The 12,857-nt window shown below is 72.6% G+C and carries 13 protein-coding genes; 4 read left to right on the plus strand and 9 right to left on the minus strand.

Features of this window, described 5'->3' with window-relative positions; translation table 11 throughout:
- Positions 1–59 precede the first annotated feature (59 nt).
- Entirely contained in the window at positions 60–506 is a 447-nt protein-coding gene (locus tag ACFCX4_RS12420) for a VOC family protein (RefSeq protein ID WP_376141206.1), read from the plus strand.
- 51 nt (positions 507–557) lie between these two features.
- Here ACFCX4_RS12420 and ACFCX4_RS12425 read toward each other — a convergent pair whose 3' ends face one another.
- Complete coding sequence (locus ACFCX4_RS12425) at positions 558–2,180, minus strand: hypothetical protein (RefSeq protein WP_376141208.1); 1,623 nt, start codon at positions 2,178–2,180, stop codon at positions 558–560.
- Between the two features lie 361 nt (positions 2,181–2,541).
- Here ACFCX4_RS12425 and ACFCX4_RS12430 point away from each other — a divergent pair, with 361 nt between their 5' ends.
- Entirely contained in the window at positions 2,542–3,873 is a 1,332-nt protein-coding gene (locus tag ACFCX4_RS12430; RefSeq protein ID WP_376141210.1) for an MFS transporter, read from the plus strand.
- Positions 3,874–4,138: 265 nt separating this feature from the next.
- Here ACFCX4_RS12430 and ACFCX4_RS12435 read toward each other — a convergent pair whose 3' ends face one another.
- Genes ACFCX4_RS12435 through ACFCX4_RS12470 form a run of 8 tightly spaced genes read right to left on the minus strand, consistent with a single transcriptional unit; the run spans position 4,139 to position 10,938 of the window.
- Entirely contained in the window at positions 4,139–4,513 is a 375-nt protein-coding gene (locus tag ACFCX4_RS12435) for a metal-sulfur cluster assembly factor (protein ID WP_376141212.1), read from the minus strand.
- A gap of 24 nt (positions 4,514–4,537) precedes the next feature.
- The gene (gene sufU / locus ACFCX4_RS12440) at positions 4,538–4,990 is read right to left on the minus strand and encodes a Fe-S cluster assembly sulfur transfer protein SufU (RefSeq protein WP_376141214.1); all 453 of its coding nucleotides are present in this window, start codon (positions 4,988–4,990) and stop codon (positions 4,538–4,540) included.
- Between the two features lie 17 nt (positions 4,991–5,007).
- Entirely contained in the window at positions 5,008–6,255 is a 1,248-nt protein-coding gene (locus tag ACFCX4_RS12445) for a cysteine desulfurase (RefSeq protein ID WP_376141232.1), read from the minus strand.
- 23 nt (positions 6,256–6,278) lie between these two features.
- On the minus strand, positions 6,279–7,043 hold the full coding sequence (gene sufC, locus ACFCX4_RS12450) for a Fe-S cluster assembly ATPase SufC (protein ID WP_376141216.1): 765 nt from the start codon (positions 7,041–7,043) through the stop codon (positions 6,279–6,281).
- Between the two features lie 6 nt (positions 7,044–7,049).
- Entirely contained in the window at positions 7,050–7,367 is a 318-nt protein-coding gene (locus ACFCX4_RS12455) for a non-heme iron oxygenase ferredoxin subunit (protein WP_376141218.1), read from the minus strand.
- Between the two features lie 5 nt (positions 7,368–7,372).
- The gene (sufD, locus tag ACFCX4_RS12460; protein WP_376141220.1) at positions 7,373–8,605 is read right to left on the minus strand and encodes a Fe-S cluster assembly protein SufD; all 1,233 of its coding nucleotides are present in this window, start codon (positions 8,603–8,605) and stop codon (positions 7,373–7,375) included.
- A gap of 59 nt (positions 8,606–8,664) precedes the next feature.
- Positions 8,665–10,080: a Fe-S cluster assembly protein SufB gene (gene sufB, locus ACFCX4_RS12465; RefSeq protein WP_376141222.1), complete on the minus strand. Its 1,416-nt coding sequence runs from the start codon at positions 10,078–10,080 to the stop codon at positions 8,665–8,667.
- Between the two features lie 9 nt (positions 10,081–10,089).
- Positions 10,090–10,938, minus strand: coding sequence for a helix-turn-helix transcriptional regulator (locus ACFCX4_RS12470; RefSeq protein WP_376141224.1), 849 nt, complete (start codon positions 10,936–10,938; stop codon positions 10,090–10,092).
- 163 nt (positions 10,939–11,101) lie between these two features.
- On the opposite strand from ACFCX4_RS12470, the gene ACFCX4_RS12475 reads away from it, so the two are divergent.
- Positions 11,102–12,028, plus strand: a complete 927-nt coding sequence (locus tag ACFCX4_RS12475; protein ID WP_376141226.1) for an ABC transporter ATP-binding protein — start codon at positions 11,102–11,104, stop codon at positions 12,026–12,028.
- A complete protein-coding gene (locus ACFCX4_RS12480; RefSeq protein ID WP_376141228.1) occupies positions 12,025–12,795 on the plus strand; it encodes an ABC transporter permease in 771 nt (256 codons plus the stop codon). Before ACFCX4_RS12475 ends, ACFCX4_RS12480 begins: the two co-directional genes overlap by 4 nt.
- Positions 12,796–12,857: the final 62 nt, after the last annotated feature.

Genomic DNA, 12,857 nt, shown 5'->3' on the forward strand with positions numbered 1-12,857 from the left:
CCCGCCGGACGGCCCCCTCCGGGGCGCGGCTGTCGGTGCCCCTCCCTACGCTGGCGGGCATGACCGCAACCCCGGAGTTCCCCGCCCGGCTCAGCATCGTCACGCTCGGCGTGACCGACCTGGAGCACAGCGCCCGCTTCTACGAGGCGCTCGGCTGGCGCCGCTCCCCGGCCTCCAGCCCGTCGATCGTCTGGTTCCGCACCGCCGACTCGGTGCTCGGTCTCTTCCCGCACGAGGCACTGGCCGCCGACGCGGGCGTGCCGGCCGGCGGCGAGCCGGTCTTCCGCGGCGTCACCCTGGCCGTGAACCTGGAGTCGCAGGCCCTGGTGGACGCCGCGCTGGAGCGGGCGGTGGCGGCCGGCGCCGTCGTCGTCAAGCCGCCGGCGCCGACCGACTGGGGCGGCTACTCCGGCTACTTCGAGGACCCGGACGGCCACCTCTGGGAGCTGGCCCACAACCCGTTCTTCCCCTTCACCGAGGACGGCTCGCTCGACCTGCCCCGCTGAGGCCCGGACCGGCAGCCCGCCGGGGCCGCGCTCCGGTCCGGGCCCGGGAGCTCAGCCCTGCGAGCGCGCCTTGAACGCCGCCTTGCGGGCCTCCTTGGCCACCGCCCGGTCCGGGTGCAGCTCGCCGACCGCCTCCAGCACGTCCGCCGTGTACGGGTGCTCGACCCGCCACAGCTCGCCGAAGTAGCCGGACGGCTCGTCGGTCACCGGCAGTTCGGCGACCAGCTCGCGCAGCTGGTCCGGATCGCCGCCGGTGTCCAGCAGCTGGGCGGCGAAGGCGTCGACGACCGTCCACAGCGCCACCGTCCGGTCCGGCGCGGGCACGTCGGACGCACCGAGCGAGACCAGCCAGGCGCGCGCGCCGCCGCCCAGCTCCGGATCGTCCAGCACCTCCCGGACGGCCGGCTCGGCGGGCGCGCCGAGCAGGGTCAGCGCGGAGTGGCAGAGCATCCGCCGCATCGGCGCGTACGCGTCGGACCCGCGCGCCGCCGCGAGCAGCTCGCGCGCCGCCGCCACCGGCTCCCGGCCGGCGGTCCAGACCCGCAGCTCCTCCTCGGGCAGCACGTTGGCGGCCTCGCTGACCCCGCGGAGCAGCTCGGCCGCGTCGCCCCGGGCCAGGTCGCCCACCAGCGGCGCGTCGTAACCGTCCTCCAGCAGCCACTGCCGGATGCCGTACTGGCCGAGCGGGGTGAGCCGGACCAGCCCGAACCGGGCGGACTCCGCCTCGTCGAGCTCGGCCGGCTCGGCGTGCCCGCCGTGCCCCTCGTGCTCCCCGTCCTCCTCCTCGTCGAAGAGCTCGGGGTCGATCGGCCGGTACTCCAGCAGACCCAGCTCGGCGAGGTCCCCCAGCATCGGGTCCAGGGCGACCATCACGTCGGTGATGTCGCCGAGCAGCTCGTCGTTCGGCTCCTCGCCCTCCGGGACCACCAGCAGCGCCGCCAGCACACCCAGCGGAACCGTCTCGTTGCCCGGCTCGGCGAACGCCGTCGTCTCGTACAGCACCTGGAGCGCCTCGTCGAGCAGCTCGGCGGCCTCGTCGCGGGCCTCCTCGACCTCGCTGAGGGCGTCCTCGTCCTCCTCCGCGCCGTCCTGCGCACCGGGCTCCGGCTCCGGGGAGTCGGCCTCCACGGCCAGCTCCCGGACGATCCCGGCGGCCGTCAGCCACAGCTCCAGAACGGTCTCGGCGTCCCCCTCCTCGGCCGGCTCCAGGTCCGGGCCGGGGATCGCGACGTGCTCGCCGGCCACGGTGGTGCCGATCTCGACGAGGTCCAGGTCGCAGGCCAGCGACCAGGCCCGCATCGCCTCGACCACCGCCTCCTCCGGGGTCTCCCCCTCCTCGGGGGCCAGACCCAGCAGCCGGGCCGCCGGGACCCGGTCCGGGCCGGTGAGGTCGCCGAACTCGTCCACCGCGCGGTGCGGGGCCGCCCAGCGGGCCAGCTTCAGCGCCCACCCGAACATCGGGACGGCCTTGGCCTGCCCGGCCAGCTCCTGCTCGGACGGCAGCGCGACCGGCGGCACCAGCACGGCCGCGTCGTCGAGGTCCTCGTCGTCCAGCCCGTGGGCGGCGAACGCCCCGTACAGGTCCTGCAGCTCCAGGTCGGCCGGCAGCACCGCGCCCTCGACCGGCGTGCCCGCCGCCGGCGTGCCGGCGTTCCTACGACGTCGTGCGGCCATCGTTGCGCGTTCTCCCTACGCCGAGCGGTCAGCCGGGCCGGGCCGCGGGGATCACCTCCGCGTTACCGGTCCACCACCTCAGCGTATAGGCCGGGCACCCCCGACGCCCGGCCTCCAGGGGCGCGCGCCGCAACCGTGCGCCCACCCCTTATCCTTCGAAGTCGGTACCGCGCACAACCCCGCGCGCGCCGACGGGCAACGTAGCCCCGCCCTCCTGCCGCCATCGGGCAGGAAGGACCCCTTCAGCTCACCCGCTCCACCAGGGAGCCCGCACCGAGGCCACCACCACAGCGCCGCCAGGACGGGCGCGCCGGCACACCCCGCCGACCCCGGTGGGGCCCGGCCACAGGAGACCCCTGCCATGGCGGACCTCTCCCCCGCCGGCTCCGGCCTGCGCACCGCGCAGCTCGACGGACGCCGACTGTCGGAGGCCCTGCTTCCCCTGGAGCTCGCGCCGCGCGCCCAGCTCCGGCTCGCCGCGATCAGCCGCTGGAACGCGCTGCGCGGCGTCCGCGTCGGCCTCGTCGCCGCCGCCCTCCTCCTCATGCTGATCGGCGCCAACCTGGCCACGCCGATCTACCCGATGCTCCAGCAGCGCCTCGGGCTCGGCCCGCTCGACACCACGATCCTCTTCACGATCTACGTGTTCGCGCTGGTACCGGTCCTGGCCGTGGTCGGCCACTGGTCCGACCACCTCGGCCGGCGCGCGCTGATCCTGCCCGCCGTCGCCCTCGCCGCCGCGGGCGACGTGGTGTTCGCCACCTCCGGCGGCTTCTGGCAACTGGCCGCCGGCCGGGCCGTCCAGGGCATCGCCGTCGGCCTGTCCACCGGCGCCGCCGGGGCCGCCCTCGGCGACCTCATGCCCGACCGCCCCACCCTGGCCGCCAAGATCACCCTGGCGTGCTCGGCGGGCGGCGTCGCGCTCGGCCCGGTGGTCGGCGCCCTGCTGGCCGGCGGCACCGACCCGCTGATCACCCCGTTCCTGCTGCACGCCATCGCCCTGCTGGCACTGTGCGTGCCGCTGGCCCTGGTCCACCCCCGGATGCCCGGCCGCAACCGCCCACCGGCCTCCCCGCCGCGCATCACCACCCCGGCCCACCTGCGCCCGCAGCGCCTGCGGCTGCCCTGCACCGGCCGCCGCGAGTTCCTGCTGGCCGCCGGCGCCGGCTTCGTCTCGTACGGCGTCTTCGGCGTCTACCTGGCCCTCGCCCCGGCCTTCTCGGCCAAGCTGCTGCACACCGACTCGCACCTGACCGGCGCGGTCGTGGCCGCGCTGCTGCTCGGCTCCTCGGCCGCGGCGCAGCTGACCGTCCCGCCGACCACCGACCGGGTGGTGATCGCGCTCGGCATGGCCGGCCTGGCCACCGGCCTCGGCCTGGTCGTCACCGCCCAGTACACCGGCACCCCGGCGCTGCTCTTCATCGGCAGCGTCCTCGGCGGCGTCTGCCAGGGCGTGGCCTTCCGGTCGCTCTTCACCACCGCCGTCGCGGCGATGGACCCGGAGCGCCGGGGCTCCGAGCTGAGCTCCCTGTGGATCATCGTCTACCTGGGCAGCTCCGCCCCGATCATCGCGGTCGGCGCCCTCGTCCAGGCCTACGGTCTGCTCCCCGCCGTGAGCGGCTTCGCCCTCGTGGCAGCCGCCCTCTGCACCGCCCTCGCGATCGCCGTCGCCCGCACCCCGAAGCGTGCCTGACCCCGTCGAACACCGAACGCCGCTGCCCGGGACTCCTGCGGGAGTCCCGGGCAGCGGCGTTCGCGCGCATCATCCGCTTCGTCGAGAAGCTCTCCCGCCGTCCCCACCGTCCACCCCCCGGCGGCGGGTGCCCGCCCCTCGTCGCCGGTCCCGACGGTGCGGAGGAGGCTGACGGTCTCCGCCCCGCCCCCGGGACGCGCGGAACGCCGCTGCCGCGCGGACCCCTCGGTTCGCGCGGCAGCGGGTCGACGACCGGCTCAGGGCCTCAGACGTTGAAGCCCAGGGCGCGGAGCTGGTCGCGGCCGTCGTCGGTGATCTTGTCCGGGCCCCACGGGGGCATCCAGACCCAGTTGATGCGCAGGTCCTGCACCAGGCCGTCGGTGGCGGACTTGGCCTGGTCCTCGATGACGTCGGTCAGCGGGCAGGCCGCCGAGGTGAGCGTCATGTCGATGGTGGCCACGTCGGACTCGTCGATGTGGACGCCGTAGATGAGGCCCAGGTTGACGACGTCGATGCCCAGTTCGGGGTCGACGACGTCCATCAGGGCCTCGGTCAGGTCCTCGACGGAAACGGTGCCGGCACTGGTGCCGACCGGGCCGGACGGGGTCTCCTCCGCGGTGGAGGCGGTCTCGTCGGTCATGGTGGTCTGTCCTCCTCTGCGGGGTCAGTCGGTGACGGGGGGGTGCTCGGCGAGGGCCTTGGCGGTGGCGTCCTTCCAGGCCATCCAGCTGAGCAGGGCGCACTTGACCCGGGCCGGGTACTTGGAGACGCCGGCGAACGCGACCGCGTCCTCCAGCACCTCCTCGTCGCCCTCGGCCTGGCCCTTGCTCTGCATCAGCTCCAGGAAGGCCTCCTGGACCGCCTGCGCCTCGCCCACGGTCCTGCCGACCACCAGGTCGTTCAGCACCGAGGCGCTGGCCTGGCTGATCGAACAGCCCTGGGACTCGTAGGACACGTCGGCCACCGTGGCGCCGTCGAGCTTCACCCGCAGGGTGATCTCGTCGCCGCACGTCGGGTTGACGTGGTGCACCTCGGCGTCACCGTCGCGCAGCCCCTTGCCGTGCGGATTGCGGTAGTGGTCCAGGATGATGTCCTGGTACATCGAGTCGAGCTTCATGTCGCGTGCCCCGTCCCTCAGCCGAAGAAGTTCCGGACGTGGTGCAGGCCGTCGATGAGCGCGTCGACCTCGCCCGGCGTCGAGTACAGGTAGAACGACGCCCGTGTGGTCGCGGGAATTCCGTACCGCAGGCAGACCGGCCGCGCGCAGTGGTGGCCGACGCGCACGGCGATGCCCTGCTCGTCGAGCACCTGACCCACGTCGTGCGGGTGGATGTCCCCCAGTGTGAAGGAGATCGCCGCGCCGCGGTCGACGGCCGTGCGCGGGCCGATGATCCGCAGGTCCGGGACCTCCAGCAGCCGCTCCACCGCGTACTCGGTGATGGCGTGCTCGTGGGCGGCGATCCGGTCCATGCCGACGGACGACAGGTAGTCGATGGCCGCGCCCAGCCCGACCGCCTGGGCGATCGGCGGGGTGCCGGCCTCGAACTTGTGCGGCGCCGGGGCGTAGGTGGACGAGCCCATGGTGACGGTCTCGATCATCTCGCCGCCGCCGAGGAACGGCGGGAGGTCCTCCAGCAGCTCCTGGCGGCCCCAGAGCACGCCGATGCCGGTCGGGGCCAGCATCTTGTGGCCGGTGAAGGCGACGAAGTCGGCCTCCAGCGCCTGCACGTCCAGCACCATGTGCGGCGCCGCCTGCGAGGCGTCGATCACGACCAGCGCGCCGACCGACTGGGCCTTGCGGACGATCGCCTCGACCGGGTTGACGGTGCCGAGCAGGTTGGAGACGAGCGTGAAGGAGACGACCTTGGTCCTCTCGGTGATCAGCTCGTCGATGTTCGACAGGTCGAGCCGGCCCTCGTCGGTCAGCCCGAACCACTTCAGCTTCGCGCCGGTGCGCTGCGAGAGCAGCTGCCACGGGACGATGTTGGAGTGGTGCTCCATCTCCGTGATGACGATCTCGGACTCGGCGTCCACCCGGTACGGCTCGTCCGCCCAGGTCAGCATGTTGGCGACCAGGTTGAGCGACTCCGAGGCGTTCTTGGTGAAGACCACCTCGTTGCGGCTCGGCGCGTTGACGAACGCCGCGACCTTGTCCCGGGCGCCCTCGTACAGCGCCGTGGCCTCCTCGGCGAGCACGTGCACGCCGCGGTGGACGTTGGCGTTGTGCCGCTCGTAGTAGGCGTTCAGGGCTTCGAGGACCTGACGGGGCTTCTGCGAGGTCGCCGCGTTGTCCAGGTAGACCAGCGGCTTGTCGTCGTGCAGCAGACGCTGCAGGACCGGGAAGTCCTTGCGGATCGCGTCGGTGTCGAGCAGTCCCGGCAGGACCGCCGACTCGTGCGTACGGGTCACTCGGACGCGCCACCCTTCACGTAGGACTCGTAGCCCTCCGCCTCCAGCTTGTCGGCCAGCTCGGCGCCGCCGGACTCGACGATGCGGCCGCCCGCGAAGACGTGGACGTGGTCGGGCTTGATGTACCGCAGGATGCGGGTGTAGTGGGTGACCAGCAGGGTGCCCACCTCACCGGTCGAGCGGACGCGGTTGATGCCCTCGGAGACGATCCGCAGCGCGTCGACGTCCAGGCCCGAGTCGGTCTCGTCGAGGACCGCGATCTTCGGCTTGAGCAGCTCCAGCTGGAGGATCTCGTGGCGCTTCTTCTCACCGCCGGAGAAGCCCTCGTTGACGTTGCGCTCGGCGAAGGCCGGGTCCATCTGGAGGGCGGCCATCGCCTCCTTGACCTCCTTCACCCACAGACGCAGCTTGGGGGCCTCGCCGCGGACGGCGGTGGCGGCGGTGCGCAGGAAGTTGGAGACCGAGACGCCGGGGACCTCGACCGGGTACTGCATCGCCAGGAAGACGCCGGCCCGGGCGCGCTCGTCGACGGACATCTCCAGGACGTCCTCGCCGTCCAGCAGGACGGAGCCGCCGGTCACGGTGTACTTGGGGTGGCCGGCCAGCGAGTAGGCCAGGGTGGACTTGCCGGAGCCGTTCGGACCCATGATGGCGTGGGTCTCGCCCTGCTTCACGGTCAGGTCGACGCCCTTCAGGATCTCGCGCGGGCCGTTCTCGGCATCGACGGAGACGTGCAGGTCGCGGATTTCAAGGGTAGCCATGTGTACTCAGGACTCCTGGTTGACGGAGACGAGCACATCGTCCCCTTCGATCTTTACGGGGTAGACGGGGACCGGCCTGGTGGCGGGCAGGCCGGAGGGCTTGCCGGAGCGCAGGTCGAAGCTGGAGCCGTGCAGCCAGCACTCGATCATGCAGTCCTCGACCTCGCCCTCGGACAGCGAGACGTTCGCGTGCGAGCAGATGTCGTTGATCGCGAACACCCCCTCGTCGGTGCGGACGACGGCGACCGGGACGCCGTTGAGGTCGACGCGCTTGGGCACGTCCTCGGCCAGTTCGCTCAGCGCACAGGCGCGAAGGAAGCTCATGGGTGTCAGACCGCCGCTTCCAGCTCGGCCTCGATCTTCTCCATGAGGTGGTCCTGGATCTCGGCGACGCCGATCTGCTGGACCAGTTCGGCGAAGAAGCCGCGCACCACCAGGCGGCGGGCCTCGTCGGCCGGGATGCCGCGGGACTGCAGGTAGAACAGCTGCTCGTCGTCGAAGCGGCCGGTCGCGGAGGCGTGGCCGGCGCCGACGATCTCGCCGGTCTCGATCTCCAGGTTCGGCACCGAGTCGACCCGGGCACCGTCGGTGAGCACCAGGTTGCGGTTGAGCTCGTAGGTGTCGGTGCCCTCGGCGGCGGCGCGGATCAGCACGTCGCCGATCCACACGGCGTGCGCGTCCCGGCCCTGGAGCGCGCCCTTGTAGACCACGTTGGAGCGGCAGTGCGGGGTGTCGTGGTCGATGACCAGACGGTGCTCCAGGTGCTGGCCGGCGTCGGCGAAGTAGAGGCCGAACAGCTCGGCCTCGCCACCGGGCGCGGCGTAGTTCACGCGCGGGTGGAGCCGGACCACGTCGCCGCCGAAGGTGACGACGACGGACTTCAGCGAGGCGTCGCGGCCGACCAGCGCGGTCTGCTGGGCGGCGTGCACCGCGTCGCGGTCCCAGTCCTGGACCGAGACGAAGGTCAGCTTGGCGCCGTCGCCGAGCAGCAGCTCGACGTTGGCGGCGCGGGTGCCGGTGCCGGTGTGGCCCAGCACCACGACGGCCTCCGCGAACGGCTTGACGTCGACGACCACGTGGGCGAAGCGGACGCCGCCCTCGCCGTGCACGTCGATCCGGACCGGCTCGGTGAGCACCGTGTCCTTGGGCACGGTGACGACGAGCGCCTGCTCGAAGGCGCTGAACGCCTGCGCGGCGATCCGGTCGACCGGCTTGCCGGCCTTGCCCAGGCGGGCGTCGTCACGGCCGACGGTCTCGGCGGTGACGCCCTCGGGCAGGCTCAGTTCGATCTTGTCCTCGCCCTTCTCGGCGGAGGCGGCGGTGCCGTCGTGCAGGCCGCCGAGGCGGTGCATCGGCGTGAACCGCCAGTCCTCCTCGCGGCCGGTGGGCACCGGGAAGTCCGCGACGTCGAAGGACGGCTCGGCCGCGACGCGCGCGTCGATCGGCTGCTGGACGGTGGCCCGGCCGGTGCCGGGGCCGGCGAGCTGGGCGCCCGCCCCGGCCGTACCGACCTCGATCGAACCGGCGGTCGTGGAGCCGGTGGTGTTCTGGACGTCAGCCATGGCTGTCGTGGTGCTCTCTTCCTAGGAATGCGGTCCGGGTCTGCGTGCGGCCGGGAGGGTCAGCCGACGGAGCCCTCCATCTGCAGCTCGATCAGCCGGTTCAGCTCCAGCGCGTACTCCATCGGCAGCTCGCGCGCGATCGGCTCGACGAAGCCGCGGACGATCATCGCCATGGCCTCGAACTCGGTCATGCCGCGGCTCATCAGGTAGAAGAGCTGGTCCTCGCTGACCTTGGAGACGGTCGCCTCGTGGCCCATCGACACGTCGTCCTCGCGGACGTCCACGTACGGGTAGGTGTCCGAGCGGGAGATGGTGTCGACCAGCAGCGCGTCGCACAGGACGTTGGACTTGGCGCCCTTGGAGCCCTCGCCGATCTCGATCAGACCGCGGTAGGAGGTGCGGCCGCCGCCCCGGGCCACCGACTTGGAGACGATGTTGGAGGAGGTATTCGGCGCCATGTGGACCATCTTGGCCCCGGCGTCCTGGTGCTGGCCCTCACCCGCGAAGGCGATCGACAGGGTCTCGCCCTTGGCGTGCTCGCCCATCAGGTAGACGGCCGGGTACTTCATGGTCACCTTGGAGCCGATGTTGCCGTCGACCCACTCCATGGTCGCGCCCTCGTACGCCACGGCGCGCTTGGTGACCAGGTTGTAGACGTTGTTCGACCAGTTCTGGATCGTCGTGTAGCGGCAGCGGCCGCCCTTCTTGACGATGATCTCCACGACCGCCGAGTGCAGCGAGTCGGAGGAGTAGATCGGCGCGGTGCAGCCCTCGACGTAGTGGACGTAGGCGTCCTCGTCGACGATGATCAGCGTCCGCTCGAACTGGCCCATGTTCTCGGTGTTGATCCGGAAGTAGGCCTGGAGCGGGATGTCGACGTGGACACCCTTCGGCACGTAGATGAAGGACCCGCCCGACCAGACGGCCGTGTTCAGCGCGGCGAACTTGTTGTCGCCGACCGGGATGACGGTGCCGAAGTACTCCTTGAACAGCTCCGGGTGCTCGCGCAGCGCGGTGTCGGTGTCCAGGAAGATGACGCCCTGCTCCTCCAGGTCCTCACGGATCTGGTGGTAGACGACCTCGGACTCGTACTGGGCGGCGACACCGGCGACCAGGCGCTGCTTCTCCGCCTCGGGGATGCCGAGCTTGTCGTACGTCGCCTTGATGTCCGCCGGCAGGTCCTCCCAGGACTCGGCCTGCTTCTCGGTGGAGCGGACGAAGTACTTGATGTTGTCGAAGTCGATGCCGGTCAGGTCCGAACCCCAGGTCGGCATGGGCTTCTTGCCGAAGAGCTTGAGGCCCTTGAGGCGAAGGTCGAGCATCCACTCGGACTCGCTCTTCTTCGCCGAGATGTCGCGGACGACGTCCTCGCTGAGCCCGCGCTTGGCCTCGGCGCCGGCGACGTCCGGGTCGGCCCAGCCGTACTCGTAGTTGCCCAGGCCTTCGAGCTCGGGGTGCGAAACGGTGTCAGTCATGCGAGCTTCCTAACGCGCGGACGCTGAATCTTCGGTGGACGACGTACCGGCAGTCGGCGCGGCATCGGTGCCCCGGTCCCCGGCGGTGCGCAGGGCGGGCGACGATGCGGCACCGGGTGCCGGCACATAGGTGGTGCAGACCCCGTCGCCGTGGGCGATGGTGGCCAGCCGTTGCACATGGGTGCCCAGGAGCTGCGAGAAGACCTCGGTCTCCGCCTCGCAGAGCTGGGGGAACTGCTCGGCGATGTGCGCGACCGGGCAGTGGTGCTGGCAGAGCTGGGCGCCCGCCGGGGCCTTCGCCGCGGCCGACGGGACCCGCCGCACCGTGGCAGCGTACCCGTCCGCGCTCAGCGCCCGGGCGAGTGCCTCGGTGCGCTCCGCCGCGCCGGCGGACCGCAGGGCCTCCAGGTACTTCTCCGCCTGGCGGCCGAACCGGGCCCGGGCGAAGGCGGCGACCGCCTCCTCCCCCGCCTTGCCGCCGCCGACCGAGTCGGAGATCCAGCGCAGGGCGTCGGCGGCCAGCTGGTCGTACGCCTGGTAGAAGGCGTCCCGGCCGCCGTCGGTGAGGGCGAAGAGCCTGGCCGGACGGCCCCGGCCGCGGCTGCCGTAGACCCGCTGTTCGCGGGACTCCACCAGGCCGGCGGCGGTCAGTCCGTCCAGGTGACGGCGGACGGCGGCGGCGGTGAGGCCGAGTCGGCTCGCCAGGTCTGCGGCGGAGGAGGGGCCGTGGTCCAGGATGGACCGGGCGACCCGGTCCCGGGTGGCCCGGTGGCCGTCCAGCAGCACCTCGGCAGCCGTCGCGGGCACGGCGCAGCCGGGGGCCGACTCGGCCTCCTGCCGCGGGATGTGCTCGCGCATGTTTTTCACAACACCAGTGTTGCGTAATTGCTTCCGGCAGGACAAGCCGTGACGGACCCCTCACCCGTGTCATCTGTCACGCAGGTTAGCCTTACCTGACCTGCGGATTAAGTGATCAAGCCCAGTGTGCGAACGGCCCGTTGGACCCTCTTAGACTCCCCGTATGCAATCCGAACCCGCGGTCCGGATCACCGGGCTGGTCAAGCGCTACGGCGAGAAGGCCGCGGTGGACGGCCTCGACCTCAGCATCGCCCGCGGCACCGTCACCGCAGTGCTCGGCCCCAACGGCGCCGGCAAGACCACCACCATCGAGACCTGCGAGGGCTACCGCAGGCCCGACGCCGGCACCGTCCGCGTCCTCGGCCTGGACCCGGTCGCCCAGGGCGCCGCACTGCGCCCCCGGATCGGCGTGATGCTCCAGGCCGGCGGCGTCTACGCGGGCGCCCGCGCCGTCGAGATGCTGCGGCACACCGCCAGGCTGCACGCCCACCCGCTGGACGTCGACGCGCTGGTCGAGCGGCTCGGCCTCGGCTCCTGCGGCCGCACCGCCTACCGCCGGCTCTCCGGCGGCCAGCAGCAGCGGCTCGCCCTGGCGATGGCCGTGGTCGGCCGCCCCGAGCTGGTCTTCCTCGACGAGCCGACCGCCGGCCTCGACCCGCAGGCCCGCCGGGCCACCTGGGAGCTGGTCCGCGACCTGCGCCGGGACGGCGTCACCGTCGTCGTCACCACCCACCACATGGACGAGGCCGAACAGCTCGCCGACCGGGTCGCCGTCGTGGACCGCGGCCGGGTGATCGCCGAGGGCACGCCGGACGAGCTCTGCCGCGGCGGCGCCGAGTCCGGCGTGCGCTTCGACGCCCCGGCCGGCCTCGACCTCACCACCCTGCTCAAGGAACTGCCCGAGGGCGCCACCGCCGCCGAGTCCTCCCCCGGCAGCTACCGCGTCGACGCCCCGGTCGATCCCCAGCTGCCGGCCACCGTGACCGCCTGGTGCGCCGCCAACGGGGTGCTGCCCGAACGGCTCGCGGTGCAGCGCCGCAGCCTCGAAGACGTCTTCCTCGACCTGACCGGACGGGACCTGCGTTCATGACGACCACCGACCACGCCCCGAAGCCCGGTGCCGCGCCGGTCGGCCGGATGCTGCTCGCCCAGACCGCGTTCGAGACCCGGATGCTGCTGCGCAACGGTGAGCAGCTGCTGCTCACCGTGGTCATCCCGACGGTGCTGCTGGTGCTGTTCTCCGCGGTCGACGTCGTCGCCGTCGAGGGGCCGGGCAAGCGGGTCGACTTCCTCGCCCCCGGCCTGCTCGCGCTCGCCGTGATGTCCACCGCGTTCACCGGCCAGGCGATCGCCACCGGCTTCGAGCGGCGCTACGGCGTGCTGAAGCGGCTGGGCGCCAGCCCGCTCCCCCGCTGGGCGCTGCTCACCGCGAAGACCGGCTGCGTGCTGGTCACCGAGGCGCTCCAGGTGGCGCTGCTGTCGGTGATCGCGCTGGCCCTCGGCTGGTCGCCGCAGGGCAACCCGCTGACCGTCGCCGCCCTGCTCGTCCTCGGCACCGCCGCGTTCTCCGGGCTCGGCCTGCTGATGGCCGGCACGCTGCGCGCGGAGGCGACGCTGGCCGCCGCCAACCTGGTGTTCGTCCTGCTGCTGCTGGCCGGCGGGGTGGTGGTACCGCTGTCGAAGTTCCCCGCCGCCGTCCGGTCCGTCCTGGAGCTGCTCCCGATCGCCGCCCTGTCGGACGGCCTGCGCGCCGTGCTGCAGACCGGTGCCGGCGTGCCCTGGGCGGACCTCGGCGTCCTGGCGGTCTGGGCCGTGCTGGGCCTCGCCGCCGCGGCGCGCTTCTTCCGCTGGGAGTGATCCGGCGTCCGCCGACCGGCACGGGAACGGCCCGGCCCCGGTACCCGCGCGGGTACCGGGGC

It is taken from the genome of Kitasatospora sp. NPDC056327, assembly GCF_042261735.1.
Classification (GTDB): Bacteria; Actinomycetota; Actinomycetes; order Streptomycetales; family Streptomycetaceae; genus Kitasatospora.